This window comes from Streptomyces sp. NPDC054834 (assembly GCF_053611185.1).
On sequence record NZ_JBSGZV010000016.1, the window covers coordinates 97,883 to 124,695 of the forward strand.

Genomic DNA, 26,813 nt, shown 5'->3' on the forward strand with positions numbered 1-26,813 from the left:
ACGCGGAACGTGCGAAACCCGGGCGCGGGGCGGTTCACCGGAGACGGTCACGCGCACCGGCCGGCCGGTCCCGCCTGCCGTGGCGGCCGGGGCCCGGTGGAACGCCGACGGGTGCGTCACAGTTCGAGCAGTCGTGACGCTCTACCGCCAATGCCGCCTGATCGGGCGTCAAATCCATGGCGGCGTCTTCTCAGAAGTGCCTCGCACAACATGAGGCTTTCGAGAGGTCTTTCTCGGATCTGTTCATTCGCGAGAATGCCGAGAAGTGGAACACGCAACCGGGCGGGCGCCAGATCGGTACGCCTTGCCGGGTGCCACACCGCATCGTGAGTGTGATTCTCGTCAGGGAGTGTCATTGGGCTGGAGGGTCTGCCAGGAGCTGCGGTCGGAACCGACCCGTGTGCTCATGCGGGCTGACGGAGTGCGCTGACCAGTGCGCGCGGGTCGTCGGCGTGGAAGCGGATGGTGTGGGCCTTTTCCGTTGCGCCGAGCGGGCGGGTGAAGGTGAGTGGTCGGTTCAGCTCCAGGGTCACCGAGGTCTGGCTGCCCACGATCAGGTCGAGGACCCCGTCCTGGGAGAGGGTGATCAGTTGGCCTTCGGGGTAGCGCCGGTCGACCCGGACCGAGGCGACCGCGTCCTGCGGTACGGCGAGGTCGAACAGGGCTCCGTAGCGGATCCGCAGAGAGCCGTCGGGGTGCACGACGTGCGGCCGGGTGACGCAGGCGGCGTGCAGGGCCAGTACGAGGACGACGCCGTACAGGTCGAGTACCAGGATCGTCCGGTGGATCACCGGCCAAGGGATGAGGAAGGCCAGGCCGACCGTCTCGATCACCATCACGAAGAGCAGCCCGTACATCATCGCGGTCTGAGGTCCGGTGTACGCGGCAGCGAGGTCCCCTGGGCGCACCCCGTGCGTGCTGCGCCGGACCCACCGTCCCAGGGAGGCGAGGGCGCGCAGCTCGTGGAGGACCAGGCGGCGGACCGTCACCGGCACCGCCTCCTGTACGGCGGCCTGCCGCGCCGCCCGGCGGTCCGCGCCGCGGGCGCGCGCGGCGGCGTACAGCGAGCGCAGCACACAGGCCTCCAGCAGTAGCACCGCGAGTACCAGCGCCTCGGCGCCCGCCAGCGCCCACCCGGGCGGCCGGACCCCAGCCACCAGGCAGGCCGCCAGTGCCAGTTCCCCCGGCAGCACGGCGGCTACCGCGACCCGCGCCGCCCGTACGCCTCTTGGCCGGCCGCTCATCCCCGGCCCCTCTCCACGAACGCGTCCATGAGCCGGCCCACGACTTCCGCCTGCGCGGGGGCGTACTCGGCGAGCAACGCCTCCTTGAGTCCGGTCACGACCACCCCGTCCTCGGGAATTGCGGCGAACAGCTCCTCGGGGACGGCTGCCATCAGGTCAGCTGCCAGGGGTGCGATCCGCGGATCGTCGGCGGGGGCCTCGGCGAGCGCGTCGAGCCGCTCGTACAGTTCGGCAACCGCGGGATCGGCAACCAGCGTTTCGAGTAGCTCGAAAATCTCTTGGTTACCGGTGCTGGTGACGTCCACCAGCGTGAGGTACTCGCGGTCCTTGGCCGCGCTCGGCGAATCTGTTCGGGGGGCTTGTGCCAGCAGCGCGGCGAGGGCGGGTGAGACGGGCCCGGTCGCGCCGGGCGGCTCGGCGAGCAGGGCGCTGAGTCGGCAGCGGCGCTCCCGGATGGCGGCCTCCTGACGGGCCAGGTCGGCGTCGAGTTCTTCCAGTACCTCGGCCAGTTCGCGCCCGGCATCATCGGCGATGACGTCACGCACTTCATCGAGGCTGAGGCCGAGTTCGGTGAGCCGGCGGACCCGGGCGAGCAGGACGGCATTGCGGACGCTGTAGGCCCGGTAGCCGTTTGGGCGCCGCTCCGGTTCCGGAAGCAGACCGACATGGTGGTAGTGCCGGATCGCCCGGGTGGTGAGCCCCACGAGCGCGGCGATCTCTCCGATTCGCATGCCGTCAGTAGAAACCTTGCCGTTGCGTCAAGGTCAAGCGGAAGGGATTGTCGGGCGCAAACGATTCCAGCGCGTCTGCACACCGGAGTGGTAGGTCCTCGCCAGCGCACGTATCTGGCCAGAGCCCGCTCCCGCTACCCCTCGTCGTCCTCGTCGAGTTCGACTGTGTCCGGGTCGCGAAGAGGGCGAAGAGGGCGTAGGGCGTCGCCAGCTGGGTGGAGGCGGTGAAGCTGTAACGGCCCAGGACGTTTTGGTTGTGGTGCTTGATCGGGGACAGGCGGGCGATGTCCTCGTTTCGGATCTTGTGACCGTCGGCACGGACTTGGGCGACGGCGGCGTCGATGTACAGGGTGGTCCAGAGCACTACGGCGTCGGGCGCATGGGGATGCGGTCGTGACCCGGGTCTCGCGGTTCGAGGGGCTGCGTGGGGCGGTCAGCGCAGGTGCGACTTGAGGGTCGACAGCACCGCCGGGGCCTGGGAGTTGAGGTAGAAGTGGCCGCCTGGGTACACCTTCAGGTCGAAGGGGCCCGAGGTGTGCTCCGCCCAGGCGCCCGCCTCGTCCATGGTGACCTGCGGGTCGTCGTCGCCGGTGAGCGCGGTCAGCGGGCAGGTCAGCCGCGGGCCCGGCGTGTAGCGGTAGGTCTCCGCGGCCCGGTAGTCGGCGCGGATCGACGGCAGGATCATCCGCAGGATCTCCGGGTCGCCCAGCACCTGGGTGTCGGTGCCGCTCAGCCGCGTGATGTCCTCGATCAGCCCGTCGTCGTCCAGCAGGTGCACCCGCTCCTCACGCACCGTCGACGGCGCGCGCCGGCCCGAGGCGAACAGCCCGTGCAGCACGGTCCCGCGCTCCTCGAAACGCCGCGCCACTTCGTACGCCAGGGAGGCACCCATGCTGTGCCCGAAGAACGTCACCGGCCGGTCGAACCAGCCGTCGAGCTCCTCGGCCAGCGCGTCCGCCAGCCCGTGGATGCTGTCGACGCACGGCTCGTGACGGCGGTCCTGGCGCCCGGGGTACTGGATCGCGAGCACGTCCACGGCAGGGGACAGCGCCCGTGAGACGGGGAAGTAGAACGACGCCGAACCACCCGCGTGCGGGAAGCACACCAGCCGGTGCGCGGCGTCGGGAGCGGGGTTGAAGCGCCGTATCCATGCGCCGGTCTCGACGTTCGTCTGCGTGGTCACCGGGTTCTCCTTCGAGGGTGCCCCGTCCTGTAGGGCGGGGAGGAATCGGAACTCCCGCGTAGCGGGTTATGGGATAGAGCAATCGCCGTCAGGGCGCTTGGTCGTCTCCACCTGCCGGGCCGAGCGCGACCTCAAGCAGGTGGACGATCTCAGAGTTGAGGGACCGCCGGTCGGCGCGGGCCTCCTCAACGAGGCGTGCGTGCAGTTCCGCTGGCAGGCGGAGAGAGATCCGCTTCTCGTCTTCCATGCTAAAATGATGCCATGGCGACACCATGGAAAGCGGCGGAGGGTACCGGGCGCGCCCGGTACACCTACCGGCTCCGCGTGTCGTCGGCCGCCCACACCGCTCTCCTCGCCGAGTGGGACCGCTGTCGATGGATCTGGAACGAATGCGTCGCCAAGTCCCGGCAGATACACGCCCACAACCGTGCGCACCCGGACGACAAGCTGACGTGCGGCCCTGCCCAGCTCGACAAAATGCTGACCGATGCCCGCGCCCAACTGCCGTGGCTCCGTGACGGCGCGAGCGTTCCGCAGCAGCAGATCATCCGGGATTTCGCCAAGTCCCGCTCGAAGGCGCTGACGGACATCGAGAAACGGCTGCCCATGCGGCAGCGCGCTGGCATGCCCAGGGTGAAGAAGAAGCGTGAGGCGCTGCCCACGCTGAACTACACCAGCCGGGGCTTCCGGCTGAAGGACGGCCGCCTGCATCTGGCGGGTGGGATCGTGTTGACCGTGGTGTGGTCGCGGGAGCTGCCCGCTGTACCGTCCTCGGTGCGCGTGTACCGCGACGCGGTCGGCCACTGGTACGCGTCGTTTGTCGTCGCCACCGAAGTCCAGCCGCTCCCGGAGACGGGTGCTGTGATCGGCGTGGACTGGGGTGTGAAGGAGACCGCGACCACCACGAGCGACGCCCATGACCTGCCGCATGCCCAGCACGGGAGGACCGCCGCGCAGAGGCTGGCCCATTATCAGCGGATGATGGCTCGCAGGAAGCCCGCGCGTGGGCAGGCCGCGTCCAGAGGATACCGGCAGGCGCAGGTGCAGGCCGCGAAGGTCCATAAGAAGATTGCCCGGCAGCGGCAGGACACCGCCCGCAAATGGGCCAAGCGCGTTGTCCGCGACCATGACGCGATTGCCGTCGAGGACTTCCGGCCGAAGTTCCTCGCGAAGACCACCATGGCCCGTAAAGCCGCAGACGCGGCGATCGGCGCCACGAAGACGGCCCTGATCGAGATGGGCCGCAAGCACGGGCGGGACGTCCGCCTGGTGCATCCTGCGCACACCACCATGGACTGTGCGTCGTGCGGAGCGAGAACCAAGCACGCACTTCCTCTTTCGGAACGTACCTACACCTGCACCGCGTGCGGAGTCGTATCTCCTAGGGACAAGAACTCTGCTCGCGTGATGCTGGTCCGGGCTGGTCTCAACCCGGCTGGTGTCGAGGGCGTAAGACCCCCGGGAGCGCTGCTCCCAGAGGCAGCCTGAGCCAGGAATCCCCTCCCTTCAGGGAGGGGAGGATGTCAACTGATACTCCTCGTCGGTGTGTGTGCGCCCGCGGGCGGTCCGGGAACCGCGGGCCGGGCCTTTCGAAGGGGTCATGCGGGCCGGACCGGCTCGCCGCGCGTCAGCTCCTGTCCGGCACCGGGCCGGATCCGCAGAGCCTCCTCGTCGTACAGCCCCCGCACATAGAACAGGTCCTTCAGCAGGTCGGCGGAGCCGATCCGCTTCGTGGTCCGCTGCTCGGCGATGCCGCGCAGCGGCAGCCGGCCGATGTCCGCCCACCGCAGCCGGCCGTCGGGGCCGATGTAACTGCGGGCGCGGCCCGCGTTGTCGGGGTGGACGCAGTACGGCACGTCGAGGTAACCCCGGCGGAAGGCGGCGAGCAGCGCGCGGCCGATGTCGTCGTCGAGTTCGAGCACCGCGTCGACCAGGGCGCGCGCCTCGGCGTACGTCGGCGAGTCGCCGAGCACCTCGGAGGTGTCCGGCTGCCCGGCCGCGGTGCGCCGGGCGATCGTGTCGGCGTACTCCAGCGCGAGGACGTTCTCCGCCACCGTCGGGATGCGGCGCGACTCGGCGACCGTCTTCGCGATCAGCCGGTGGGCGCCGGTGGACACGGCGAGCTCGGCGGCCCGGCCGAGCAGGTGGTGGGCCCCCCGGTACGTCTCCGGGTACACGCCCATGTAGGCGTAGATGACGATGTGCCAGTTGTCGGTGGGCAGCAGCTCGGCGCAGAGCCTGCGCAGCGCGCCGACGGCCTCACGGTCCTGCCCCATGTCGGTCTGCTGGGCGTAGCTGAGGGACAGCGAGCGGATGCCGTGCTGGGCGAAGAACAGCGCCTCCAGGAAGCTGATGGCCACCAGCTGGCCGGGCGGGCAGAGCTGGCCCATCATGCAGCCGCCGAAGGTCTCCAGGTGCGGTTCGATGCCCTCGTCCCGCAGCCTGGTGTACAGGTCGCAGCAGGCCTCCCAGTTGCGGATGCCGTCGGCGAGGGGCGTGCGGCCGTAGGGCAGGCAGTAGGAGACGGGACCGCCCTCGGTGGCGTTGAGCCCGAGCCGCAGCAGCGACCAGAAGATGTCGATGGGCGTCGCGGAGCCGTGCCGCACCTGCACCGGGAAACGGGCGTCGCGCACCCCGGCGAGCACCGCCTCCGTGACGCCCGGCGGATGGCTGACGACCGGATAGCCGTTCAGGCTGATGCCCTCGCGCAGGGCTTCCTCCACGGCGTGCAGCTCACCGACCCGGGTGTAGCTGTCCAGGGTGAGGGTGCCCACCGTGGTGGCGTCGGCGGCCTTGGTGGCGATCAGCCCCTCCCGCATCTGCGCCGGGTCGCCGAAGCCCATACGGGGCTGCACGACCAGCCGTCCCCGGGAGCTCTCCCGGCGGACGAACGCGCCGAAGTCCACCGGCCGGCCGCGGCGGTTCCTGAGCAGCGGAAGCCTGCTCACAGGGCCGCTCCGTCACGGGCGGCGTCCAGCATGCGGCCGGAGCGCTGCATCGTGTCGAGGAAGCCGCGGAAGGCGGTCACCGGGTCCTGGCCGTCCTCGAAGACGGCGTCGAACCCGGCGGCGGACAGCTCCGCCGCCCGGTCCGCCCCCTCGGCGTCGTCGGTGCCGAGCTTGCCGCCGATCACGATGGGGGTGGCGGCCAGCGGGGCGAGCGCCCGGAGCTGGTCGATGACCCGCATGCCGTCCTGGTAGCCGTGCCCGTTGACGCTGCTGATGACGACCATGTCCGGCTCCAGCGCGTCGCATTCGGCGACCAGCAGGTCGTCGGGGACGCACGGGCCGAGGTTGACCACGCTGTAGCCGCACTCCTCGATGAGCAGTTGCAGGAACACCAGGTTCCAGGTGTGCGAGTCGGAGGCCAGCGAGGTGACGATCACCGTGCCCTTCGACGGCTCGGCGTCCGCGCCCGGCACCGGCGCGGGTGGCTGGGACGCGCTCACCGGCGGTCTCCTTCCCCGAGTTCCCCGAGCGGGGTGCGTACGTGCTCGATGCGGGTGGCGGAGACGACCTCGCCGCCACTGATGACGACCTCGGCGGGCGCCGGCCGTCCCAGGAACATCAGCAGGCTCGAAGTCGGGCCGTACGCACCGGTGTTGGGGATGGCGACCAGATCGCCAGGGTTCAGCCCGGCGGGCAGCCCGATCTGCCGGCCCAGGACGTCGCCCGGCGTGCACAGCGGGCCGACCAGGCTCGCCTTCTCCGTCTCGGCGTCCGTCGGGACGTGCACGGTGACCGGCATCAGCCGGCCCAGCCCGGACATCCCGCCGAAGGTGTTGATGCCCGCGTCGGCGATCACGAACTTCTTGCCGCGGCTGACCTTGACGTTGCTGACCCGGGTGACCAGCGTGCCGCTGTCCCCGGCGAGGTAGCGGCCGGACTCGACCGCGAGGCGCGGGGTGCCCTCCCGCCACCGCGGGAAGTGCACGTCGAGCACGGCCTCCAGCTCGCCGCGCAGCTTCGGGTACACGGCCCGGCCGCCCTCCTGGGCGTACGGCACCGAGAAGCCGCCGCCGATGTCCAGCAGCTCCAGCTCCACCCCCAGGTCCTCCTGGATGGCGGCGGCCACCGTCACCGTGTGGGTGAGCTCGCCGATCAGGGCCGCCTCGTCCTTGGCGTTGCTCTGCGAGAACAGGTGCAGCCCGGCCACGCGGGTACCCGGCACCGAGCACAGCTCGGACGCCAGCGCGGCGACGGTCTCGCTGTCGATGCCGAACTGGGTGGGCGCGCCGGTCATCCGGATGCTGGTGGTGGCGCTGGCCGTGGCGCTGTTGATGCGCAGCAGGCAGTCGGCGACCGTGCCGTGCGCGAGGGCGGCCTCCCCGATGTGGGTGACGTCGCTCAGCGACTCGGCGGAGAAGGTGCGCACCCCCAGGCCGACCGCCTCGTCCAGCTCGGCGGGGGTCTTGCCCGGACCGGTGTACAGGATGTCGGCGCCGGCGTACCCGGCTTCCAGGGCCGCCGCCAGCTCACCCGTGGAGCTGATCTCGGCCTTGCAGGCGGGGCCGTCGCCGGTGCGCAGGGCGCGTACCAGGTCGACGTGCGGGTTGGCCTTGAAGGCGTAGAAGACCTCGAAGCCCTCCGGCAGCCACCGGAACAGGTCGGCGCGCGCCGCCCGGACCCGGTCCAGGTCGTAGACGTACAGGGGAGTGCCGAACCGGCTCGCGAGCTCGGTCGTGTCCGGGGTGGTCGGGGGGGTCGGGGTGGTCGGCGTGGTCATTCTCCGCTCCCGTCGAGCATCGCGGCCAGCTCCTTGCGGGCGTTCTTGCCGTGCTGGGTGAGCGGGAAGTCGCTGAGCACCCGGCAGATCGCCGGCACCTTCGCGGGCTCCAGCCGCCGGGTCAGTTCCTTCAGGACGTCACGCGGCGACAGATCGCTCTCCACGAACAGCGCCAGGTCGTGACGGTCGCTCGGCGGCAGCGCGGCGGCCGCCCGCACACCGGGGATGTCCATGGCGGCGCCCTCGATCTCCAGGGTGCTCATCCGGAAGCCCTTGCGCTTGAACATGTCGTCGCGGCGGCCCTCGAAGTACAGGTAGCCGTCCGCGTCGAGGCTGCCGTAGTCACCGGTGTGCAGCCGCAGCCGCCCGGTGCCGGGGTCCGGCCGGAACGCCTTCGCCGTCAGCTCGGGGCTCTTCCAGTAGCCGGGCATCACATGCGGGCCCACGGCGACGATCTCACCGACCTCCCCGGTGGGCACCGGCCGCCCGTCCGGGTCGAGGATCAGCACCTGCGTGCCGGGCAGCGGCAGTCCGACGGCGCCGGGCCGCTCGGCGTCCTCCTCCGGCGGCATCACGGTGATCCGCTTGGCCTCGGTCTGCCCGTACTGGCGCACCACGCGCGCCCCGGGGAAGTGCTCCCGCAGCGCGTCGATGGTGGTCTGCGGCAGTGCGGCCCCGGTGTTGGTGAACAGCCTGACCGGCGCCTGGGGCTGGTCGTCCCGCCCGGCCAGGGTGACGATCATCGTCGCCAGCGAGGGGACCAGCGGGACGACGGTCGCGCCCGTCTCCCGCATCCGGCGCAGGATCACCAGGTCGGAGTCGCGGTCGGCGAGGACGATCTCGCAGCGCGCGATGCAGGTCATCAGGACCTTGTACAGGCCGTAGTCCCAGGACATCGGGAACCGGCAGAACACCACGTCGTCGGGGCGGTAGCCGAGGACCCGCACCAGCGCCCGGGAGGCGAACGCCACCTGGGCGTGCGGACAGACGACCGCCTTGGGCGCGGCCGTGGAACCGGAGGTGTAGATCAGGGTGGCCACGTCGTCGGGGCGCACCTCGTCACCGGCGTCACCGGCCTGTGCCGCACCGCGGCCGAGGAGTTCCTCCACCTCCGGCCACACGTCCGCCAGCAGGTGCACCGGGCTGCCGGTCTCCGCGAGCCGGTCCCCGCTCGCCGCGTCGCCGATGACCAGCGTGGGCCCGGCGTTGTCGATCACCTGGCGCAGGTGGTACGTCTTCATCGCCGGGTTGAGCGGCACGAAGACCGCACCGGCCCGGGCCGCGCCGTAGAACATCGCGGCCAGTTCGCGGGTGGTGGGCAGCTGGAGCAGCACACGGTCGCCGCGCCGCACGCCCTTCTCGCGCAGCCAGGCCGCGAACGCCCGGCTGTGGTCGTCCAGTTCCCGGTACGTCCAGATTCCGGCGAAGTCCCGTACCGCGGGGGCGTCCGGAGCCTCGGCGACCGCTTCGTCGAGGAGGCCGTGGACGAGTTCGCTCCGGGCGGCCGGCCCGGAAAGCGTTTCCGGGTCTTCCAGTTCGGAGTCGTCCAGTTCGGAGTCTTCCAGTGTCGAATACGAGTGGCTGACCAACGTCGCACCCCGCCTTTGAGTTGTGGCTCGGTTCGCCGAAATGCGCTGGGGAGTCGTGAACCTCGTTGGCCACGGTATGGGGGGTGCTGCGGCGGTCAAACCCCTAACTCCCCCTATCCGGCCGGATTCACCGGGTGGTTACCCCACCGGTTACGGGTATTCCTCGCGTCCTTCTCGAGTACCGCTGGAACGACTGGAACGGGGAGCGCGGCCGCCGCCAGCACGCGCAGCGCACGGGAAAGCTCGGGCCCGCTCGGTGCGTTTTCCGGGTCGATCAGCCATTGCGTCATGACGCCGATGAGCAGGGCGTGGCAGAGATTGCCCACGGCGTGGACGTCACGCACATCCGTTTCGGCCGCCGGCCCGTCCCCGGGGTGGGCCTCCGAGGGCGCGAACAGGGTTTCCCCCAGACCGGACCGCGCTTCCGCCAGGCCTTCGGCGAGTGCCCGGCGGATTTCCGGGGAGTTCTCCATCCGGGTGACCGCCTCGATGTTCACCGCCCACAGCCGCCGGTGCTCGGCGAACAGGCCGATCACCGCGGTCCAGAAGGACTCGAACCGCTCGTGCGGCGCCGCCGGACCGTCCGGAGCCTGCGCCAGCGCCTTGTCCAGCGCCTCCGCCCAGGCGGCGTTGGCCTCGAACAGTGCCGCGTTGAGCAAGGCCTCCTTCGAACCGTAGTGGTAGCCGATGGAAGCGAGGTTGGCGCCCGACGCGGCGACGATGTCGCGGGCCGTGGTGCGCGCGTATCCCTTTTCGATCAGGCACTGCTTCGCACCTTCGAGCAGAGCCTCACGATGTCCCATTCTCGTCATTCAAGCGGCGCACCGGCCGCTCATCCACCGTACGGGACCCCTGAAAACCCCCTGAACCACGAGCGGGCGGGCGGTGGCCGGGTGCCGAGGACAAGGGCCGGTTAGGGGTTATTGGCCCGGTGGCCGCAACACCAGACTTGGGCGCATGGAGACCGAGCACCGGACGAAAACCGCCCTGGTATTCCCGGGAATGGGGCCAGCCCCGTTCGCCGAGGTCGGCAAGTTCATGCTTGTCAACCCCTTCGCGCGGAAACTCGTCGCGGAAGCCGACGACGCCCTGGGCCATTCGCTCTTCCGCGTGTTCCGGGAAGCGGAGGGCGACTACTCCGTGCCCGCGCAGGTCGCCTTCTTCGTGAACTGCCTCGCCCTCGCACAGTGGGCGGAGGCGGAATTCGGCCTCGACCCCTCCTATGTCATCGGCCCCAGCTTCGGCGGCAAGGCGACCGCCGTGCGCTCCGGTGCCCTGTCGTTCGCCGACGGGGTGCGGCTGACCGAGCGGTTCGCGCACTGTCTCGACGCGTTCTTCGCCGAGGAGTACCCCGAGGAGGTCGCCACCCAGTCCTTCGCGCGCACCCCGCGGGACCGGCTCGACGAGATCCTCGCCGAGCTGGACGCCGACGGCGAGTGGTACGACATCACCTGCACGGTCGACGAGGACTTCCGCATGCTCACCCTGCGGGCCTCCCGGCTCGAGTGGCTCCAGCAGCGGCTGCGCACCGCCGGCGGGATGCCCCTGTACGTCATGCGGCCGCCCATGCACTCGGCCCGCTTCGCCGGGCTGCGGGAGCGGGCCGCCGTCGAGGTCATGGCCGGGCTGGAGTTCCGCGACCCGGTGCTGCCCGTCGTCTCCGACCAGGACGGGTCCGTGCTGACCGGCGGCGACGAGGTACGCGACCTGCTGCTCGACTGCTGCGTCCGCGCGGTCGAATGGCCCACCGCCCTGGACTCCCTGCGCGGCAAGGGCGTCGGCACCCTCCTCGTCGCCGGCCAGGACGCGCTGTTCGGCCGGGTCGCCGTCGCGGCGAAGAACTTCAAGGTCGTCCCCGCCAACCCGCGTCTCGCCCTGCGCCCCCGCCGCCGCCCGGCGGCCGCCTGACCGGGGCACGACCTCCGGAGGAACCATGACCCAGCACGAGTCCCGCGGCCTGTACGAGCGTTTCCTGCGCGGCCTCGACCGGTCCGCGGACCGTACGGCCCTGCGCATCGGGACCGAGACCGTCAGCTACCGGGACCTGCACCGCCAGGCCCTCGCCTGGGCGGGCGCCCTGGACGGCGCCAAGGCCGTCGGTGTCCTGGCCGGCAAGACGGTGACCGCGTACGCAGGCATCCTCGGCGCCCTCTACGCGGGCGCCACCGTCGTCCCCCTGCACCCCGACTTCCCGGCCCACCGCACCCGGCACATGCTCGAACTGTCCGGTGCCACCGCCGTCATAGCCGACGACCGGGGACGCGCCGTGCTGGCCGGCCTGGGCGACGATGCCTCCGCCCTCGACGTCATCGACCCCGACCCGGCCCGCGCGCTGACCGCGCCGCGCCCCGTCACCGCGTCCGACGCCGCCTACATGCTGTTCACCTCCGGCTCCACCGGCCGCCCCAAGGGCGTACCGATCAGCCACGGCAGCACCCACCACTACTTCCAACTCCTCGACGCGCGCTACGACTTCACCCCCGATGACGTCTTCTCCCAGACCTTCGACCTGAACTTCGACTGCGCGATGTTCGACCTGTTCTGCGCCTGGGGCTCCGGAGCCACCGTCGATGTCACCCCGCAGACCGCCTACCTCGACCTGCCGTCCTACCTCGCCGAGCACGGCGTCACCGTGTGGTTCGCCACGCCCAGCGCCATCTCCCTCGCCCGCCGCATGGGCGCCCTCGCCCCCGGCGCGCTGCCCGGCCTGCGCTGGAGCTTCTTCGCCGGTGAGGCCCTGCGCGCGCACGACGCCGCCGACTGGCAGGCCGCCGCGCCCGCCTCCACCCTGGAGAACATCTACGGGCCGACCGAGCTGACCGTCACCATCACCGGCCACCGCTGGGACCCGGCGACCTCGCCAGGCCTCTGCGTCAACGGCCTGGTCCCGATCGGCCGCGTGCACGAGGGCCACGACCACGTCCTGGTCGACGAGGACGACCGGCAGACCGCCGTCGAGGGCGAACTCCTCATCACCGGCCCGCAGATGTCCGTCGGCTACCTCGACCCCGGCGACGACGAGGGCCGGTTCGTCGAGCGGGACGGCCGCCGCTGGTACCGCACCGGCGACCGGGTGCGCCGCCTGCCCGACGGCGAACTGGTCTACCTGGGCCGCCTCGACTCCCAGGTGCAGGTCCAGGGCTGGCGCGTCGAACTCGCCGAGGTGGAGCACGTACTGCGCTCCTGCGACGGTGTCGAGGACGCCGTCGCCGTCGGCGCGACGACCCCCGCGGGCACCGAACTCGTCGTCTACTACACCGGCGAGCCCCGCCCCGCCGCCCGCCTCTCCCGCGCCCTGCGCGAACTCCTCCCCAAGGGAATGCTCCCCCGCCGCTTCGAGCACCTCACCGAGTTCCCCCTGAACTCCAACCGCAAGGTCGACCGCAAGGAACTGACGGGCCGGGCCGACGAACTCCTCGCCCAGCGCCGGAAGGAACCGGCGGCCTGAGGGCAACGCCGGTGCGTCTCACCGGTCCGCTGGGAAAGTGCCAAGGGTCAGAAATCTGACCCTTAGTGGTTGGCTCCGGAAGTCCTTCGGGGGGCTGAGCCGATTCTCAGGCGGTAGCGGCTTTGAGGAGGGCTTCGGCTGCGGTGGTGCGGGCGTAGAGGACGGAGCGGCCGGCGCGGTGGGCGCTGACCAGGCCCGCGTTGCGTAGTGCGGTGAGGTATTGGGATACCCCGGCCGGGGAGAGTCCGGTGCGGTGGGCCAACTTTGTGGTGGAGGCCGGGGTATCCAGTTCGGTCAGGAGCAGGGTCCGCGAGCGGCCGAGTACGGCGGCGAGGGCGTCGGCCTGGGTGACGGGCCGCGCTTTCCATAGCGAGCCGACACCGCGCGCCGGATAGGCGAGTTGGGGTGGATCCGGCGGCGTCGTCCGGGTGCGCAGTCCCGGTCCGGTGAAGGCTGAGGGGATCAGCAGCAGTCCTGTACCTGCCGTCTTGCGGGTCAGCGGCTGCTTTCGGCGGGCCAGCCGCAGTCCATTGTCGTCCCAGCTCACCGAGGTGTGCAGGTCGTTGAAGAGGCGGCCCGCGCCGTGCTCGGCGACCATGCGGGCTCGGTAGAAGATGTCTGCGTCCAGTACTTCCCGGATCCGTGCCCAGTAGGGGGCGAGTGCCAGCTCCCAGTACGTTTCGATCTCTTCTGTGACCTTGGCGAGGCGGGTCTGTGGGTCGGCGTGCAGGGTTTGCAGCCGGGGGCCGAGCGTTCCCTGGTGGCGGGCGAGGTGGTCGAGGTCCTGGCGTACTCGGTCGGCGGGCGAGGCGAGGATCGCATCCAGCTCTGCCGCCAGCGTGGAGGCCGGCACGGCGGGGGCCGGGTTGAGGAAGTCAGGGACGTAGCCGGTGGGCGGGATCAGCTCGGCGAGCCAGCCTCGGTCCAGCCCAGCGGCCACCACACGCGGCCGTACCTGGTCGACCCAGGACCGGTGGACCAGATGCGCGGCGGTGGACGTCAGCAGCCGGAAGCTGGGCGTGATCTCCCACATCGGTGAGACGGCGAACCGCACCTGCGCAAGATCGCTCGCCGAGAACGCCAACTCTGCCAGGACGACCACTCCTCAATAGATTCATGCATGTGTGAATCAATAGCGGGCCAGCGTACCGCGCGGAGATCATCCCGCCATGACTTCACAGACGATTACCGCGGCGGCATCGGGCACTTTCCAGCTCGGCGACCTGACGGTCAACCGAGTCGGTTTCGGCGCGATGCGCCTGCCCCAGCATGGCGAGGCGTTCGCAACCAACGCTGTCCCACGCGACCGCGACCAGGCGATCGATGTGCTGCGCCGCGCGGTCGAGCTCGGCGTGAACCACATCGACACCGCCGCGTTCTACTTCTCGCCGCTGCGCTCCGCCAACGAGCTGATCAACCGCGCCTTGGCCCCCTACGGGGACGATCTCGTCATCACTACCAAGGTTGGACCGGGCCGCGATCCTGCGGGCCGGTGGCTGCCGCACGCCACCCCCGCGCAGCTGCGCAGCCAGGTCGAGGAGAACCTGCGCCAGCTCGGCCGTGACCACCTCGACGTGGTGAATCTGCGCGTCGTCGGCACCAATTCCATTGCCGAACGCTTCGGCGCACTCGCCGAACTGCGCGAGGCCGGACTCATCAGTCACCTGGGCCTGTCCAACATCCGCCCCCACCACCTCGCTGAGGCCCAGAGCATCGCGCCCGTGGTCTGCGTGCAGAACATGTACGGCATCGGCGCATCGCCCGACCAGAAGGAGTTCCTGCGCGTCTGCGGTGAACAAGGCATCGCGTTCGTGCCGTTCTACTCGATCGCCGGCACCGGACGCGAAGGCGGCGCGACCACCGACAACAGCACGGAAGTGCACGCCATCGCCCTCGCCCACCAGGTGAGCACAGCCCAGATCCGGCTTGCATGGACCCTGCACCAGGGCCCCCACGTCCTGGCCATCCCCGGCACCGGAGATCCCGACCACCTCGCCCAGAACGTGGCTGCTGGCGCTCTGCGCCTTTCCGCGGACGAACTCGCCGTCCTGGACTCCCTGCACCACGAAACCGCATGAACAAGACCGGCTTGATGTCGTGATCCACTTCTGCTGATCGGCTTGCCTGCCTTGCCTGTTCCTGCCGCCCGCCCGATAGTCCTGACCGCCGCCGAGCGGCACCGGTTGAAGAAGGCGGCCCATGGTCATATGACTCCGCACCAGGCCAGGGTCCGGTCACGGATCGTGCTCTTGGCGGCTCGGGGCAGGCCCAACGCGCGGATCGCAGTCGAGGTGGGAGTGCACGTGGACACCGTGCGCACCTGGCGGGGCCGGTTCGCCGACCTGGGCTTGTCCGGCCTGGCCGACCGCCGACGTTCGGGGCGGCCCGCCGCCTTCACCGCGCTGCAGACCGCTCAGGTCAAGGCCCTGGCGTGTCAGCTGCCGGCCGAGGCAGGCGCGCCGCTGTCACGCTGGTCGTGCCCGGAACTGGCGCGCGAGGCCGTCGCCCGTCGGATCGCCCCGGCCCTTTCCGCGTCCACCGTGCGTCGCTGGCTCGGCCAGGACGCAATCAAGCCCTGGCAGCACCGCTCCTGGATCTTCATCAGCGACCCTGACTTCCGCACCAAGGCCGCGCGCGTCCTGGACCTGTATGCCCGCAGCTGGGGCGGAGTAGCGCTCGGCGCGGACGAGAAGACCTCCATCCAGGCCCGCTGCCGCTGCCACCCCACCCTCGCCCCCGGGCAAGCCCGCGCCATGCGGGTGAACCACACGTACGGGCGCGGCGGCGCTCTCGCCTACCTGACTGCCTATGACGTCCACCAGGCCAAGGTGTTCGGCCGCACCGAACCGCGCACCGGCATCGACCCGTTCATGAATCTGGTCGCCCGGGTCATGAGCCAGGAGCCGTACGCCAGTGCGAAGCGCGTGTTCTGGATCGTCGACAACGGCTCCTCCCACCGTGGCAAGAAGTCCGCTGACCGGCTGGCCGCAGCCTTCCCGAACGCGGTACTGGTCCACACCGCGGTGCACGCCTCCTGGCTGAACCAGGTGGAGATCTACTTCTCCGTCGTGCAGCGCAAGGTCGTCTCACCCAACGACTTCACCGACCTCGCCGAGGTCACGGACCGGCTCCGAGCCTTCGAAGACCGCTACAACGCCACGGCACAGCCGTTCCAGTGGAAGTTCACCACATCCGACCTGGAAGAGTTGCTGGCCAGGCTCGACCGACACAACGCCGATCCGCCCGAAGAATCCTCGGTCGTACTGGCAGCATGATCAACCCCCGAAAAACTTCCGGAACCGACCACTTAGTCGGACACTTTCCCAGGTCAGGCCAGGTTGTCGGTGGTTCTGCCCGTCGGGCTGGTTCGCGGCTGGGCCGCCTGGTCATGGCCGACCTCGCGCCGAGCGCGTGACCGCGGCCGGCGTGTGACACACACGCCTGGCGCACACCTCCGCCAGGTCATCGATTCCTGCTGCGCAACGGCACCACGACCTCGTGGCCGGTGGCCCTCTCGCCGAGCCGGAAGAACTTCACCTGCCCCTCGCTGTGCGTGTACTCCAGCCATCCGTCGGCTTCCAACTCGCGGCGGGCGCGCGAGAAGTGCGGGGCGGGGATGCCCATCCGTTCAGCCAGCTGCGCCGCCGTGCACTCGACGCTGCCTTCCAGGCCGCCCAGGATCGCGTACGTCATCAGCACGTTCTGCTTCAGATGCGGCAGTTCGCCTATCCGTCCCTGCACCGCTTCGAGTTCTGGATACGGGCTGTGGGGTGGCATGTGACGAGTCCTTCGGTGTTGCGCCGGGACGTCCCGGCAGAGTCGGCAGGTGCTGGGTGACCGCTTCTTCGGATTGTTCTGCCCCGGTGAGGCTGGAGATGATGTGGACGGATGCCTTGTACCGGATCGTCCGTCCGATCACTTCCGCCACGAGAAGCATCTTGTGCTCGGCAAGCTTCTTCGCGATCCTCCTCGTCGCCTGCGGAGTCAGCCCGAGATACTCGGCGGCTTCCACCGCGGTGGCGCCGCCCTTCTCGTAGGTCTTGATCCCGCAGTAGAAGAACACCCTGATGTCGTCACCGGTGAGCCCGGAGTCCTTGGACAGTATGGCCATGACCCGCTCGAACGAGATCTGGCCGTGCCGACCGCCGAAGCTGTAAGTCCGGCGCTTCTCAGCGTCGTCCGGCTCCCTCAGTTCATGCACCTCACCGGTCGCGGTGTTCACCAGCTCGCGGTGACGTCCATTGCGCCCTGTTGTTGGCATCTACGACCCCCGACCCGGACTTCCCAACATGGGGATATTACCGCAAGCGACATGTCGCCTGTGGTCATCGAGCGAACTGTCAGGTTCCTTCGATGACCACAGGCGACATGACTGACAGCATCAGGTATTGGCATCCTAGGATGCCGATATAGGCATCGCAGGATGCCGATCCTCCGGGCGTTTTTGCAGGTCAGCAGCGCGTAGGGGCTGCGCCCTCTTGGAGCAACAAAAACTCCGGCCAACTGCCTCGACGTGCGTGGCTCTTGGGGTCCTCGCGCAAGCGCTTCGGGTCCACTGACGTCTCGTCAGCGATGTTCCCCGGCCCACGGCCGTCCGGGGTGACTGCAGGGCATCAAGGAGGCGTGGCTGATGCCCGGTGGGACTTGCTGTGGCACACGCGCGCCAGCCCGTTCGTCGCACGGCTTCGTCGTGGCTGACTTTCGTGGGCTGAGGTTCCGGCATGGTCCTGGCGGTTTGTCCGGCGCGATGAGCAGGGAGGTCGTGGCCGCGCTGTCGTAGTCGGCGGGTCCGGCCATCCCTGCCGTGTGGCGATCCAGCGCTCGGCCGCGTGACGGGCGGTGCGCGCACCCCGCGCGGGGCTGGGAAAGCCGGTGCTGAAGTGTCCCGCGATGACGGTCGGTTCACCGGTGTGGTGACGGTTTCCTGGTTCTCCTCACCGAGGGTGACGGACGCGCTCTACCGTGTGCATACACGGGTCGGCACGCAGGGTGACTGTCCCGGCGCGGACGGTGTGATGTGCGGGCGTACGGCCGTGACTACATGGAACAGGGTGGTGGTACGGGGCATGACAGCGCAGCCGGGTACGGGGGTCCCGACGGGCGAGGAGGCGGACGGCACGGAGAAGGTAGCGGACCTGTTCCGGGCGCTCGGCAGGCAGATCAAGGTCGCCCGAGAACGGGCCGGGCTGAGCCAGAAGGAGCTGGGCGACCGGATCGGGTACGGGGAGGAGACGATCTCGTCGGTCGAGCGGGCGCGGCGCACGCCGCAGCCCGAACTGCTCGTCGCGGTAGACCGGTTGCTGGACTGCGGGGGCCTACTGGCGACCGCGGCGGAGGACGTGGAGCGGGCGAAGACCCGGCGGAGGGTGCGGCATCCGGAGTGGTTCCGGGATTATGCGCGGTTGGAGGCGGAGGCGGTTGAGCTGCACGACTACAGCTCGCTTGCAATTCCTGGGCTCCTGCAGACGGAGGCTCACGCACATGTGGTGTTCAGTACCCGCCAGCCCCTGCTGGACGAGGCGACCGTCGAACAGCGCGTGGCCGCACGGCTGGACCGTCAACAGGTCTTCGACCGTTGGCCTCCGCCGTTCACGACCTTCACCATCGAGGAATCCGTCTTGCGTCGCCCACTCGGAGGGTGGGACGTTCATCGGAAACAACTTGAAGCGCTGCTGAAGTTCGGCAGGCTACGCAGTGTGGAGCTTCAGGTGCTGCCAACGGAGCGCAAGGAGCATCCCAGCCTGGGTGGGCCCTTCATCCTGCTCGCCCCGAAGGGCAAGCCCCAAGTGGCGTACCTGGAAGTACAGCACGTCAGTCGGCTGATCACTGATCCGGACGAGGTACGTATCCTTGCCGCACGCTACGGCAGCATCAGGGCACAAGCACTCACGCCAGACGAGTCACTGACCCTGATCGAGAAGATGCTGGGAGACCGATGAACGCTGAACAGCCCGCACGGCTGGACTGGTTCAAGAGCAGCTACAGCAGCGGGGAAGGAGGGGCGTGCGTCGAGGTCGCCGCCGACAGCACTGCCCTACACGTACGCGACTCCAAGGAACGCGGTGGCCCCCAGCTCGCGTTCACGCGGAGCGCATGGTCAGGGTTCGTCGCGGATCTAGGGCGGGACTGGATCTGACCGACCCCGTGGCACGCCCCTGGTGGCGATGCCGACCCCCTCAGGTGCACGCCCGCCCGCAGATCACGCAATCCCGCCTCCACCCCGCCCGCCCGGAAACCGGCGCACACGGGGATTCTTCGCTCCGCCCGACCAGTCGGCAATCACGGCCCGAGCAACCCGGACAACCGGAAAGCCGCCCGCGGCCCGTGCTCCCGGGCGGCTTCTCCTCGGCGGCCCGCCGTCAGTTCAGGAGGCGTACGGAGTTGATCTGGCCCCGTTCTGCGCTCAGACCACCAGTGCCAGTTACTCATCTCTCTGCACGTAATTGATCGGGCAGGCTCAATCGCCTCGGATGCGGGCGTGCAGATGCATGTCGTGTCGGCCGACGTCGTGGACCGCGGCGCTGCGCTTGGTGCCTTCCAGGAGATAGCCGGACTTGGTGGCGACCCTGCAGGAGGCATGGTTGCGCGTCGAGTGGTCCAGATTCAGGCGGTGGAAGCCGATCTCGTCCAGGGCCCAGACAGTGAGCGCCGTGAGGGCGCGCGAGGCGATACCGGCTCCGCGGGCGGCCGGGAGTACCCAGTACGCGACGGATGCCGACCACGCCCCAAGGTGGCGTCAGGCGGGCTGCGGGGCGGGTGTTGCCGGAGCGGCCGCGACCTTGCGGGTCTCGCGCATTATCAGCAGGCCGTTGATCACCATCAGTGTCGCGGTCAGGCAGTGGACGCCGAGTGCGGTGGCCACGGAGCCGTGGTGGGCCAGCACGGTGGCCATGTCGCCGTACGCGGCGAGGGCCTCCACCAGCAGCACCAAGCCCAGCGCCCGGCGGTGGCCCGTCACCAGCAGGATGCCCAGGACCAGGGCCAGGACGACGTCGCGGATTCCCTTGATGATCAGGAAGCCGCCGCCGTCGCCGGACGGCCAGCTCGGCAGGCCGAAGCCCGGCGCCGTCGTCTCCGGGCTCAGGATGAACTCCCCCCCGAACCAGAGGATGAAGAGGATGAAGGCGGCGGCCAGGACGGTGTTGATCTTCTTCAGCGACATGGTTCTTCTCCTTGCGAGTCTTCGCCGGCTTGGTGAGCTTCGTCGAGCTTGCTGAGTCGTGTGGGGCCCGGCAGGTCGCGCGGACGCGGCTGATCGAGGGGCGCGCCACCGGCGCGGGGTCGGCCCGCGGGGTCAGAAATCCGAAGCGACTTCGGTATCAGGTGAGGGCGGCGACCAGCAGGGTGAAGGCGGCGACGATGACGGCGACGCGGACGTAGTGGTAGCGGTCCCAGCGGTTCATCTGCTCCTTCCAGTCCTCGGGCCGGTTCTCGGGGGTCCACGTCTTGTTCCGGTTGTTGATCGGGACGAGCAGCAGGAGCGACATGATCACGCTGAGGATCAGCAGCGCGGCGGCGGTGATGACGAGACCGGTGCCGTGGTGGTGCCATCCGGCGACCGCCCAGATCGCGGCGAGCACGAGCGAGCCGATGTACCAGAACGGCATCACGGCGCCGAGCATCCGGCCGCCGTGGCTGTGGCCCATCTGGCTGGCGTCGTGGGGAAGGGCGTTGAGGATCGGGTTGATGACGAAGGCGACGGAGAACTCCACCCCCACCATCAGGCCGACGACCACGGTGGTGACGACCTCAAGTGCGCTGAGCATGACGGCCCCTCCAGATATCTAGCGTTGCTATCTGTCAGGGCAACGCTAGTGCTACTGCCGCTCGATTGTCTAGCGATGCTAGGATCGAACCATGTCGGTACAGGAACGCAAGGAGCGCGAGCGGGCGGGCCGCGAGCGTCTCATCGTGGCGACGGCCCGCGAACTCGCCGAGCAGCAGGGCTGGGACGCGGTCACCACGCGCCGGCTCGCCGAGCGCATCGAATACAGCCAGCCCGTCCTCTACAGCCACTTCCGCGGCAAGCGCGAGATCATCGGCGCCGTCGCCCTCCAGGGTGCCGCCGAGCTGGCCGTCGCGGTGCGGGCCGCGACCGCCGCCGCGGACGGTCCGCGTGCCCGGGTCGCCGCTCTCGCCCGCGGTTACCTCGACTTCGCCGAGCGCAACCCGGCGGTCTACGACGCCCTGTTCCAGCTCGACGGAGGCCTGGCGTACGCGCAGGAGGACACGCCGAAGCCGCTGAAGGACGCCTTCGCCGCGCTGCTTGAGTGCCTGGGTGAGGTCGCCGGGGACGGCGTCGAACCGGGGCTGTTCACCGAGGTGTTCTGGGCGTCCCTGCACGGGATCGCGACCCTGACCCGGGCGGGACGGCTGCCGCCGGAGTACACCGAGCAGAGGATTGAACTGCTGGTGGACCGCCTCGCCGTACTCTGACACACCATCCCGGCGGACACGCGGCCGGGGCCCTCGAGCCCCGCCGCTGCCTGCCCGCGGCATCGCTTCCGGTCACTCGCGCCCACATGCCACCACCGGCGCCAACAGGCGGCTGGGAGGTCCGCTTCGCGGACGCGGCCTCCGCCAAGGGCTGGGAGAGCCTCGCCCAGCAGGCACGCGAGAACACCTACCCCCGTCTGCGGTACGGGGCCCGGCGGTCTGCGGCTCGGCCGCGCGGTCGCCGCGGCCGGCGCTCATCCGGCGTCCTGCGGGTCCAGTACGCCCGCGGATACATATACTGGATATTGCCCTTGAATAAAGGAGTCCAGTATGAGCGTGACGACGATCGACCTCGATGACGATGCGCTGGAGAAGGCCATGCGTGTCGCTGGTGGTGGCACCAAGAAAGACGTGGTCAATGCCGCCCTTCGCGAGTACGCCGAACGCCATGAGCGGGCCGCGCTCGTAGCCAAGCACTTCCACGCCGCCCAGCAGTGGGACTACGAGGGCTGGCAGCAGCGCCGCGTCGAGGACAAGCAGGGTGGCGTGTGATCCACTACCTGCTCGACTCCTCGGGTCTGTGGCGCCTCCTCCGCGAGGAGCAGTTGAGGGACGCGTGGCTGGAGACCACCACCCTCCGGGCCATCGGGTCGTGCGCCGCCCAGCGGGCCGAGTTCCGGCGCTCAGCGCGCAACGCCGTGGAGTACGAGGCCATGGGGGAAATGTTCACCGATCTGTACCCCGACGTACCTCTTCCGAAGAGGTTGTGGGACTGGGTCGACACAGCCCAGTACGCTCTCGCCGAGAAGGGGGCCCTCGGTGCGGCCGGGCCGCTCGACCTGATGATCTGCGCGACCGCCGTGCATCATGGACTGATTGTCCTGCACGACGATGCCGATTTCGTCACCGTGGCCCGCTTCCTGCCCGACGTCAGCGAGCGGAATGTGCGCAACGCTCCAGGCCTCTAGCATCCTCGGCCGTCGTGGACGCGCGCGTACAGCGGAGCACCGCCCTCATCACCCACCTGGCCGAGCGGGGTCCGTGCCCTCCTAGGCGCGCGACATTCACTCCAACGGATGCGGCGTGGGACCCTGACCGTCATGGAGCGGCCGAGTGAGATCGTCGAGTGCGGAGACTTCACTCTGCGACGCTGGCGAGGACAGAGCGACCTCGCCCCGGTGGTCACGCTGATCGAGGAGTCTGTGGACCACCTGCGCCCGTGGATGCCCTGGGTCGAGCGTCACGGCGAGGAGTACACCCGGGAGTTCCTCGAGAGATCCGACGCGAAGTGGGCGAGCGGCGAGGCGTACAACTACGCCATCGTCAAAGACGGCACGCTCATCGGCATGTGCCAGACCTACCGCGGGACCGAACCTCAGGGCTGGAGGCTGGGGTACTGGCTGCATCCGGCTGCCACCGGCCGGGGCATCGCCACGCGAGCGACAGCGGCCATGGTCACCGAGATGTTCGCCCGGCCGGATGTGGAGTACCTGGAGATCTCGCACGACCTGGCCAACGTGCCCAGCGGTGCCATCCCACGCCGGCTGGGCTTCACCGAAGTCCGGCGGGAGCGGGCGACGCCGCCGGCAGCTCCTTCCGGCAGCGGAACCGAGGTGCTCTGGCGGCTGAGCCGCCCTGCACCGCCATCGTCCTCATCGTCGTCATCAACGAATGCTTCTGAACGGCCGTGCTACGGCAGCGCGTGACGGTGGTTTTGCCGGAAGGGACCGCGGCGGTGCCGTACTTTCCCGTGAAGCCGTGGCGAGCTGTTGGTGCTGGTGCTCCCGGGCTTGGCAGTCAGGATGGCTGGACTTGGTCGAAGAGGGCGAGGGCTTCGGCGGGGTCCGGGCTCACAAGGCGTTCCAGACCGGCCGTCGTGATCTTCGCCCACCTGCCGGCCCGTGCCCACATCTGTTCCTCGAAGGCGCGGACGGCCTTGTCCAGATCTCCGGGGCCGGTGGCGATGGACTCGGCGAGTTCGGCGCCTTCCAGCATCGCGAGGTTCGCGCCCGCCCCCAAGGGGGGCATCAGATGGGCGGCGTCGCCCAGTAGCGTCACCCCGGGGACGTGGGTCCAGGTGTGGGACACGGGCAGGACGTAGAGGGGGCGGTGGACGAAAGCGGTGCCGTGGCGGAGGAGGTCGAGGACGGGAGCGGCCCAGCCGTCGAACAGAGCCAGCAGAGTCGATCGCACGGCCTCGACGTCGGCCAGGTCCAGGTCCGTGTGCCAGTCCAGCGGCGCGCGGAACTGGGCGTACACCTTGACGTGGCCGCCGCTGTTGCGCTGGGCGACGAGAGCTCGGTTCACGCCGTACACAGCCACGGAACCGTCGCCGATCAACCGGGCGAGGTCAGGGTGGCGGGTGTCGACGTCGTCGAGGGAGGTCTCGACCGAGGTGACGCCGGTGTAGTGCGGCGTCACAGGTGAGACCGCCGGGCGGGTCCGGGACCAGGCGCCGTCCGCGCCGACCACGAGGTCGAAGGTCTCGTGCCGCCCGTCCGCGAAACGGACCAGGACGCCGTCCCGGTCCTTCCCCGGCATCACCTGCGTCACGTCCCGGCCCCACTGGACGTCGAGAGGGCCGAGCAGCAGGTCACGCAGTTGCCCGCGGTCGATCTCGGGATTGGCCCGGTCGTCCGGTCGCGGTGGCCAGTCGCGCAGGACGGTCCCTGCCGTGTCCAGGATGCGCATGGCCTGCCCCTCGGGGCGGGACAGCGCCTGGAACTCCGCCAGTAACCCTGCCTTGTCCAGCGCGAGCTGGCCCAGCCCTTCTTGCAGGTCCAGCGTGCCGCCCGGGGGGCGGGCGTCGGGGGCGGGATCGCGTTCGAGGATGGCGACGGGGTAATCATGGCGGTGCAGGACACGGGCGAAGGTAAGGCCGGCAGGGCCACTGCCGACCACAGCGATGCGATGTCTCATGTCGATACACTGTATTGCCTCATTACAATGCATCGCAACAGTACGATGTGACCATGACTGTGTGGGACCGGCCGGAGCCGCCGACTCGCCCCGTGCCGCTCGACCGGGAGCGGATCGTCGCCGCCGCCATCGCGCTGGCCGACGAGGGCGGGCTGGAGGCGGTGTCGTTGCGCAAGGTCGCCGCCCGGCTGAACGCCGGCCCGATGCGGCTGTACGGATACATCTCCACCAAGGGGGAGCTGTTCGACCTCATGGTGGACGAGGTCCACGCCGAGATTCTCCCCGAGGAGCAGCCCGGTGACTGGCGGGAGGCGCTGCGCATCCTCGCCCACCGCACCAGGCAGGCCGCTCTCCGTCACGAATGGCTGGCCGACCTGCTCGGCGGCCGCCCGACCCTGGGCCCGAACGGCCTCGCCGTGACCGAGGCCAAGCTGGCCGCCCTCGACGGCCTCGCCGACGTCGACACCGTCATGCGCGCCGTGGAGACCGTCAGCGCCTACTTCACCGGCGCGATCAGGCGTGAGATCGCGAACCTGCGGGCCGAGCGCGCCACGGGCCTGTCCAAGCGCGACTGGCAGCGCGCCTCCGGCCCGCATGTGACGAGAATGTTGGCCACGGGCCGCTTCCCGGCGCTGGCCAAGGCCGTGTACGACGGCACGGACGTGGACGCCGAGGCATCCTTCGCGACCGGCCTGGACTGGGTCCTCGACGCCGTGGCCGCCAAACTCGCCCGGCCGCCGGCGTGACGCTCAGCTCCTGCCGGATGTGAGCGAGGCCGGTCCTTCACAGAGGTGGCGGTCAGGCGGCTGTGCTGAAACCGGAGGCGGCCGGGTCCTGGTCGCGGAGCTGGGTGAAGTCGACATCGAGTTTCGGGTCGTACGCCTCGGGCTGGATGCCGAGTTCGTGGGTGGAGTACGCGCCGAACCGTTTGATGTGCTCGGTCAGGTACGGCGAGATGTGGGCCAGGTCCTCCGGGTCGATCTCCCAGGCCTCCGAGTTGCGAGGATCGGGACCGACGCCAGACCGACATGGCAGGTCACACTCCGATGAAGCTGACTGTTTCTGTCATGTCAGCCCGCCCGGTACGCAGCCGCGGCACGCCCTCCTTCTCGAATCCCACCGCGACACCACAGAACAGCACGAGCCCGTCATCGGCTCCGACGATCTGGCTGACGGTCTTGCGATACATCGTCCACATCACCTGAGGGCAGCTGTGCAGCCCTTCCGCCCTCAGTAACAGCATGACCGTCTGCAAGTGCATCCCCGCGTCCCCCCACTGCCCGGGCCCCATCGTCCGGTCGAGGTAGCAGAACAGCACGACCGGTGCCCCGAACGCCTCCGAGTTCAGGGCGGTGATCTTCATGGGCCTGTCGGGGTCGTCGCGCTCGATCCCCAGCGCCTTGTACCGCTGGGCAGCCGCGGCGGAAAACCGGTCCACATACGGCGAGGTCAGTTCGGCCGGGTACATCGGATACTCCCGCTCATCCCCCGGGTCTCCCGCCAGTGCCCTGGCCGTTGCGCGCCTCTTCAGCTCGGCCAAGGGCTCGCCGGTCACGACATACACATGCCACGGCTGGAGGTTCCCACTCGACGGAGCCCGCGTCGCTGCGGCCAGCACACGTTCGAGAATCTCTTTGGATACCGGCTCATCGCTGAACGCCCGCACAGCCCGGCGACTGTCCACAGCTTCATACACATCCACGTCTGCTCTTCCCCTCACTCAACGACAACCGCCTCTCTACCGTCTTCAGCACACACAAGAGGCAACAGGTGACGGTCCTCGGCCGCGTACTCGATGCTGCTCGCGCGGTCCCCGGCACGCCTCCACCCGGTCCCTGGAGCGGCACGCCCGTCCCAGGGTCGATGCGGTCGCCCAGCGCGACCCCGTAGCCCGCCGACGGGGTCGGGGCGGGAGTAGCCGAGGTGCAGGAGATTCCGGTGAGATTGATCTTGCTGGGCTCCACCTGTTTCGCGGGAGGGATGGCGCCGGCGCGTAGTCCCTTCCGAAGGTTGCCCGCGATGAACGCGGCCCCGCCGAAGTCGCGGAGGGGGAGCTCGCCGCGCGGCTGCGCGCCACGACCGGCGGTGTCTACGGCCCGGAGGTCCGACGCCGTTGCTCTCGGGTGGTCATCGGGTCGCACATCAGAGCGCACCATGTGACGATTTGTCCGTCTTCTTCGTGGTGGTCGGAGGGCCTGGGTGGCGGGTGTGCGGGTGCCGTTGTGTCCCCACGCCGCGGAGGGGCGTGTACCGCTCGCCGCCGTTGGAGCGGCCTTGCGGGTGACCGGCCAGCAGGAGGAATTGATGAGTACTGCCATGTTGCAGCCCCGGAGTCTGACGTATACCGCGTCGGCGGTGGGCAGCATCGCGACGATCGCGGGAAACGGCACGGCCGGCTGGAACGGTGACGGGTTCGCCACGTCCAGCTACATGCACTATCCGACCGGGGTGGCGATGGACGCCTCCGGCAACGTCTACATCGCCGACCAGTACAACCACCGGGTGCGCAAGGTTTCGCCCGAGGGACAGGTGTGGACG

At 69.6% G+C, this 26,813-nt stretch carries 28 protein-coding genes and 3 pseudogenes; 13 read left to right on the forward strand and 18 right to left on the reverse strand.

The genetic code is table 11. From position 1 onward, the window contains the following. Positions 1-404 precede the first annotated feature (404 nt). The 5 genes and pseudogenes from ACWGJM_RS22580 to ACWGJM_RS22600 all read right to left on the reverse strand — a co-directional run bounded on the left by ACWGJM_RS22580 (position 405) and on the right by ACWGJM_RS22600 (position 3,405). Positions 405-1,244: a hypothetical protein gene (locus tag ACWGJM_RS22580; RefSeq protein WP_453413472.1), complete on the reverse strand. Its 840-nt coding sequence runs from the start codon at positions 1,242-1,244 to the stop codon at positions 405-407. Further along, the gene (locus tag ACWGJM_RS22585; RefSeq protein WP_453413473.1) at positions 1,241-1,975 is read right to left on the reverse strand and encodes a MerR family transcriptional regulator; all 735 of its coding nucleotides are present in this window, start codon (positions 1,973-1,975) and stop codon (positions 1,241-1,243) included. The genes ACWGJM_RS22580 and ACWGJM_RS22585 overlap by 4 nt, the downstream gene beginning before the upstream one ends. A gap of 134 nt (positions 1,976-2,109) precedes the next feature. Next, positions 2,110-2,348, reverse strand: a pseudogene (locus ACWGJM_RS22590) (Tn3 family transposase); the annotation flags it as partial. 60 nt (positions 2,349-2,408) lie between these two features. Further along, complete coding sequence (locus tag ACWGJM_RS22595; RefSeq protein WP_453413474.1) at positions 2,409-3,158, reverse strand: thioesterase II family protein; 750 nt, start codon at positions 3,156-3,158, stop codon at positions 2,409-2,411. 88 nt (positions 3,159-3,246) lie between these two features. Further along, positions 3,247-3,405, reverse strand: a complete 159-nt coding sequence (locus ACWGJM_RS22600) for an Arc family DNA-binding protein (protein ID WP_453413475.1) — start codon at positions 3,403-3,405, stop codon at positions 3,247-3,249. A gap of 14 nt (positions 3,406-3,419) precedes the next feature. On the opposite strand from ACWGJM_RS22600, the gene ACWGJM_RS22605 reads away from it, so the two are divergent. After that, a complete protein-coding gene (locus tag ACWGJM_RS22605) occupies positions 3,420-4,646 on the forward strand; it encodes an RNA-guided endonuclease InsQ/TnpB family protein (RefSeq protein ID WP_453413476.1) in 1,227 nt (408 codons plus the stop codon). 110 nt (positions 4,647-4,756) lie between these two features. On the opposite strand, the gene ACWGJM_RS22610 is transcribed toward ACWGJM_RS22605, so the two are convergent. The 5 genes from ACWGJM_RS22610 to ACWGJM_RS22630 form a co-directional block, all read right to left on the reverse strand. After that, complete coding sequence (locus tag ACWGJM_RS22610) at positions 4,757-6,106, reverse strand: methylaspartate mutase (RefSeq protein WP_453413477.1); 1,350 nt, start codon at positions 6,104-6,106, stop codon at positions 4,757-4,759. Then, positions 6,103-6,606, reverse strand: coding sequence for a cobalamin B12-binding domain-containing protein (locus tag ACWGJM_RS22615; protein ID WP_453413478.1), 504 nt, complete (start codon positions 6,604-6,606; stop codon positions 6,103-6,105). The genes ACWGJM_RS22610 and ACWGJM_RS22615 overlap by 4 nt, the downstream gene beginning before the upstream one ends. Next, on the reverse strand, positions 6,603-7,883 hold the full coding sequence (locus ACWGJM_RS22620; RefSeq protein WP_453413479.1) for a type III PLP-dependent enzyme: 1,281 nt from the start codon (positions 7,881-7,883) through the stop codon (positions 6,603-6,605). The genes ACWGJM_RS22615 and ACWGJM_RS22620 overlap by 4 nt, the downstream gene beginning before the upstream one ends. After that, complete coding sequence (locus ACWGJM_RS22625) at positions 7,880-9,418, reverse strand: AMP-binding protein (RefSeq protein ID WP_453413529.1); 1,539 nt, start codon at positions 9,416-9,418, stop codon at positions 7,880-7,882. Before ACWGJM_RS22625 ends, ACWGJM_RS22620 begins: the two co-directional genes overlap by 4 nt. 167 nt (positions 9,419-9,585) lie before the next feature. After that, positions 9,586-10,275 (reverse strand): TetR/AcrR family transcriptional regulator, encoded by a 690-nt coding sequence (locus ACWGJM_RS22630; protein WP_453413480.1) that lies wholly within the window; start codon positions 10,273-10,275, stop codon positions 9,586-9,588. A gap of 154 nt (positions 10,276-10,429) precedes the next feature. On the opposite strand from ACWGJM_RS22630, the gene ACWGJM_RS22635 reads away from it, so the two are divergent. Together ACWGJM_RS22635 and ACWGJM_RS22640 are read left to right on the forward strand one after the other, a co-directional pair. After that, a complete protein-coding gene (locus ACWGJM_RS22635; RefSeq protein WP_453413481.1) occupies positions 10,430-11,380 on the forward strand; it encodes an ACP S-malonyltransferase in 951 nt (316 codons plus the stop codon). Positions 11,381-11,405: 25 nt separating this feature from the next. After that, on the forward strand, positions 11,406-12,920 hold the full coding sequence (locus ACWGJM_RS22640) for an AMP-binding protein (RefSeq protein WP_453413482.1): 1,515 nt from the start codon (positions 11,406-11,408) through the stop codon (positions 12,918-12,920). 106 nt (positions 12,921-13,026) lie between these two features. Here ACWGJM_RS22640 and ACWGJM_RS22645 read toward each other — a convergent pair whose 3' ends face one another. Beyond that, positions 13,027-14,022 (reverse strand): DUF5937 family protein, encoded by a 996-nt coding sequence (locus tag ACWGJM_RS22645; RefSeq protein ID WP_453413483.1) that lies wholly within the window; start codon positions 14,020-14,022, stop codon positions 13,027-13,029. 67 nt (positions 14,023-14,089) lie between these two features. Here ACWGJM_RS22645 and ACWGJM_RS22650 point away from each other — a divergent pair, with 67 nt between their 5' ends. Together ACWGJM_RS22650 and ACWGJM_RS22655 are read left to right on the forward strand one after the other, a co-directional pair. Beyond that, positions 14,090-14,998: an aldo/keto reductase gene (locus ACWGJM_RS22650; protein ID WP_453413484.1), complete on the forward strand. Its 909-nt coding sequence runs from the start codon at positions 14,090-14,092 to the stop codon at positions 14,996-14,998. Between the two features lie 129 nt (positions 14,999-15,127). Continuing rightward, entirely contained in the window at positions 15,128-16,195 is a 1,068-nt protein-coding gene (locus tag ACWGJM_RS22655; protein ID WP_453413530.1) for an IS630 family transposase, read from the forward strand. Positions 16,196-16,382: 187 nt separating this feature from the next. Here the strand turns inward: ACWGJM_RS22655 and ACWGJM_RS22660 are convergent, their stop codons facing one another. Both ACWGJM_RS22660 and ACWGJM_RS22665 read right to left on the reverse strand, forming a co-directional pair. After that, positions 16,383-16,613, reverse strand: a complete 231-nt coding sequence (locus ACWGJM_RS22660; protein ID WP_453413485.1) for a MarR family transcriptional regulator — start codon at positions 16,611-16,613, stop codon at positions 16,383-16,385. Next, positions 16,549-17,142 (reverse strand): MarR family transcriptional regulator, encoded by a 594-nt coding sequence (locus ACWGJM_RS22665; RefSeq protein ID WP_453413486.1) that lies wholly within the window; start codon positions 17,140-17,142, stop codon positions 16,549-16,551. Before ACWGJM_RS22665 ends, ACWGJM_RS22660 begins: the two co-directional genes overlap by 65 nt. 844 nt (positions 17,143-17,986) lie before the next feature. Here ACWGJM_RS22665 and ACWGJM_RS22670 point away from each other — a divergent pair. Beyond that, positions 17,987-18,859, forward strand: coding sequence for a helix-turn-helix domain-containing protein (locus ACWGJM_RS22670; protein ID WP_453413487.1), 873 nt, complete (start codon positions 17,987-17,989; stop codon positions 18,857-18,859). Then, positions 18,856-19,056, forward strand: coding sequence for a DUF397 domain-containing protein (locus ACWGJM_RS22675; protein WP_453413488.1), 201 nt, complete (start codon positions 18,856-18,858; stop codon positions 19,054-19,056). The genes ACWGJM_RS22670 and ACWGJM_RS22675 overlap by 4 nt, the downstream gene beginning before the upstream one ends. Positions 19,057-19,377: 321 nt before the next feature. Here ACWGJM_RS22675 and ACWGJM_RS22680 read toward each other — a convergent pair. From ACWGJM_RS22680 to ACWGJM_RS22690, 3 genes and pseudogenes are all read right to left on the reverse strand, one after another. Then, positions 19,378-19,635: pseudogene (locus ACWGJM_RS22680) on the reverse strand (GNAT family N-acetyltransferase); the annotation flags it as partial. A 21-nt stretch (positions 19,636-19,656) separates the two neighbouring features. After that, a complete protein-coding gene (locus ACWGJM_RS22685) occupies positions 19,657-20,082 on the reverse strand; it encodes a DUF4267 domain-containing protein (RefSeq protein ID WP_453413489.1) in 426 nt (141 codons plus the stop codon). A gap of 157 nt (positions 20,083-20,239) precedes the next feature. Continuing rightward, complete coding sequence (locus ACWGJM_RS22690; protein WP_453413490.1) at positions 20,240-20,686, reverse strand: anthrone oxygenase family protein; 447 nt, start codon at positions 20,684-20,686, stop codon at positions 20,240-20,242. Positions 20,687-20,777: 91 nt separating this feature from the next. Here ACWGJM_RS22690 and ACWGJM_RS22695 point away from each other — a divergent pair, with 91 nt between their 5' ends. From ACWGJM_RS22695 to ACWGJM_RS22710, 4 genes are all read left to right on the forward strand, one after another. Beyond that, positions 20,778-21,356, forward strand: a complete 579-nt coding sequence (locus ACWGJM_RS22695) for a TetR/AcrR family transcriptional regulator (RefSeq protein WP_453413491.1) — start codon at positions 20,778-20,780, stop codon at positions 21,354-21,356. A gap of 330 nt (positions 21,357-21,686) precedes the next feature. Further along, positions 21,687-21,908 (forward strand): type II toxin-antitoxin system VapB family antitoxin, encoded by a 222-nt coding sequence (locus tag ACWGJM_RS22700; protein ID WP_017945933.1) that lies wholly within the window; start codon positions 21,687-21,689, stop codon positions 21,906-21,908. After that, complete coding sequence (locus ACWGJM_RS22705) at positions 21,905-22,324, forward strand: PIN domain-containing protein (RefSeq protein WP_453413492.1); 420 nt, start codon at positions 21,905-21,907, stop codon at positions 22,322-22,324. Before ACWGJM_RS22700 ends, ACWGJM_RS22705 begins: the two co-directional genes overlap by 4 nt. A 132-nt stretch (positions 22,325-22,456) precedes the next feature. Next, positions 22,457-23,062 carry a GNAT family N-acetyltransferase gene (locus ACWGJM_RS22710; RefSeq protein WP_453413493.1) on the forward strand — a complete coding sequence of 202 codons (606 nt, stop codon included), beginning with the start codon at positions 22,457-22,459 and terminating at the stop codon, positions 23,060-23,062. 91 nt (positions 23,063-23,153) lie between these two features. Here ACWGJM_RS22710 and ACWGJM_RS22715 read toward each other — a convergent pair whose 3' ends face one another. Then, the gene (locus ACWGJM_RS22715) at positions 23,154-24,275 is read right to left on the reverse strand and encodes an FAD-dependent oxidoreductase (protein WP_453413494.1); all 1,122 of its coding nucleotides are present in this window, start codon (positions 24,273-24,275) and stop codon (positions 23,154-23,156) included. 53 nt (positions 24,276-24,328) lie between these two features. Here ACWGJM_RS22715 and ACWGJM_RS22720 point away from each other — a divergent pair, with 53 nt between their 5' ends. Continuing rightward, positions 24,329-25,021, forward strand: a complete 693-nt coding sequence (locus ACWGJM_RS22720; RefSeq protein WP_453413495.1) for a TetR/AcrR family transcriptional regulator — start codon at positions 24,329-24,331, stop codon at positions 25,019-25,021. 290 nt (positions 25,022-25,311) lie between these two features. On the opposite strand, the gene ACWGJM_RS22725 is transcribed toward ACWGJM_RS22720, so the two are convergent. After that, on the reverse strand, positions 25,312-25,977 hold the full coding sequence (locus tag ACWGJM_RS22725; RefSeq protein ID WP_453413496.1) for a nitroreductase: 666 nt from the start codon (positions 25,975-25,977) through the stop codon (positions 25,312-25,314). A 602-nt stretch (positions 25,978-26,579) separates the two neighbouring features. Here ACWGJM_RS22725 and ACWGJM_RS22730 point away from each other — a divergent pair. Next, positions 26,580-26,813 (forward strand): annotated as a pseudogene (locus ACWGJM_RS22730) (hypothetical protein); the annotation flags it as partial.

What these genes read in the sequence shown, in the direction of transcription:
- ACWGJM_RS22580 (WP_453413472.1), bottom strand. Translation starts at nt 1,244, where the DNA reads ATGAGCGGCCGGCCAAGAGGCGTACGGGCGGCGCGGGTCGCGGTAGCC.
- ACWGJM_RS22585 (WP_453413473.1), bottom strand. Translation starts at nt 1,975, where the DNA reads ATGCGAATCGGAGAGATCGCCGCGCTCGTGGGGCTCACCACCCGGGCG.
- ACWGJM_RS22600 (WP_453413475.1), bottom strand. Translation starts at nt 3,405, where the DNA reads ATGGAAGACGAGAAGCGGATCTCTCTCCGCCTGCCAGCGGAACTGCAC.
- ACWGJM_RS22605 (WP_453413476.1), top strand. Translation starts at nt 3,420, where the DNA reads ATGGCGACACCATGGAAAGCGGCGGAGGGTACCGGGCGCGCCCGGTAC.
- ACWGJM_RS22620 (WP_453413479.1), bottom strand. Translation starts at nt 7,883, where the DNA reads ATGACCACGCCGACCACCCCGACCCCCCCGACCACCCCGGACACGACC.
- ACWGJM_RS22630 (WP_453413480.1), bottom strand. Translation starts at nt 10,275, where the DNA reads ATGGGACATCGTGAGGCTCTGCTCGAAGGTGCGAAGCAGTGCCTGATC.
- ACWGJM_RS22635 (WP_453413481.1), top strand. Translation starts at nt 10,430, where the DNA reads ATGGAGACCGAGCACCGGACGAAAACCGCCCTGGTATTCCCGGGAATG.
- ACWGJM_RS22640 (WP_453413482.1), top strand. Translation starts at nt 11,406, where the DNA reads ATGACCCAGCACGAGTCCCGCGGCCTGTACGAGCGTTTCCTGCGCGGC.
- ACWGJM_RS22650 (WP_453413484.1), top strand. Translation starts at nt 14,090, where the DNA reads ATGACTTCACAGACGATTACCGCGGCGGCATCGGGCACTTTCCAGCTC.
- ACWGJM_RS22655 (WP_453413530.1), top strand. Translation starts at nt 15,128, where the DNA reads ATGACTCCGCACCAGGCCAGGGTCCGGTCACGGATCGTGCTCTTGGCG.
- ACWGJM_RS22660 (WP_453413485.1), bottom strand. Translation starts at nt 16,613, where the DNA reads ATGACGTACGCGATCCTGGGCGGCCTGGAAGGCAGCGTCGAGTGCACG.
- ACWGJM_RS22670 (WP_453413487.1), top strand. Translation starts at nt 17,987, where the DNA reads ATGACAGCGCAGCCGGGTACGGGGGTCCCGACGGGCGAGGAGGCGGAC.
- ACWGJM_RS22675 (WP_453413488.1), top strand. Translation starts at nt 18,856, where the DNA reads ATGAACGCTGAACAGCCCGCACGGCTGGACTGGTTCAAGAGCAGCTAC.
- ACWGJM_RS22685 (WP_453413489.1), bottom strand. Translation starts at nt 20,082, where the DNA reads ATGTCGCTGAAGAAGATCAACACCGTCCTGGCCGCCGCCTTCATCCTC.
- ACWGJM_RS22690 (WP_453413490.1), bottom strand. Translation starts at nt 20,686, where the DNA reads ATGCTCAGCGCACTTGAGGTCGTCACCACCGTGGTCGTCGGCCTGATG.
- ACWGJM_RS22695 (WP_453413491.1), top strand. Translation starts at nt 20,778, where the DNA reads ATGTCGGTACAGGAACGCAAGGAGCGCGAGCGGGCGGGCCGCGAGCGT.
- ACWGJM_RS22700 (WP_017945933.1), top strand. Translation starts at nt 21,687, where the DNA reads ATGAGCGTGACGACGATCGACCTCGATGACGATGCGCTGGAGAAGGCC.
- ACWGJM_RS22710 (WP_453413493.1), top strand. Translation starts at nt 22,457, where the DNA reads ATGGAGCGGCCGAGTGAGATCGTCGAGTGCGGAGACTTCACTCTGCGA.
- ACWGJM_RS22715 (WP_453413494.1), bottom strand. Translation starts at nt 24,275, where the DNA reads ATGAGACATCGCATCGCTGTGGTCGGCAGTGGCCCTGCCGGCCTTACC.
- ACWGJM_RS22720 (WP_453413495.1), top strand. Translation starts at nt 24,329, where the DNA reads ATGACTGTGTGGGACCGGCCGGAGCCGCCGACTCGCCCCGTGCCGCTC.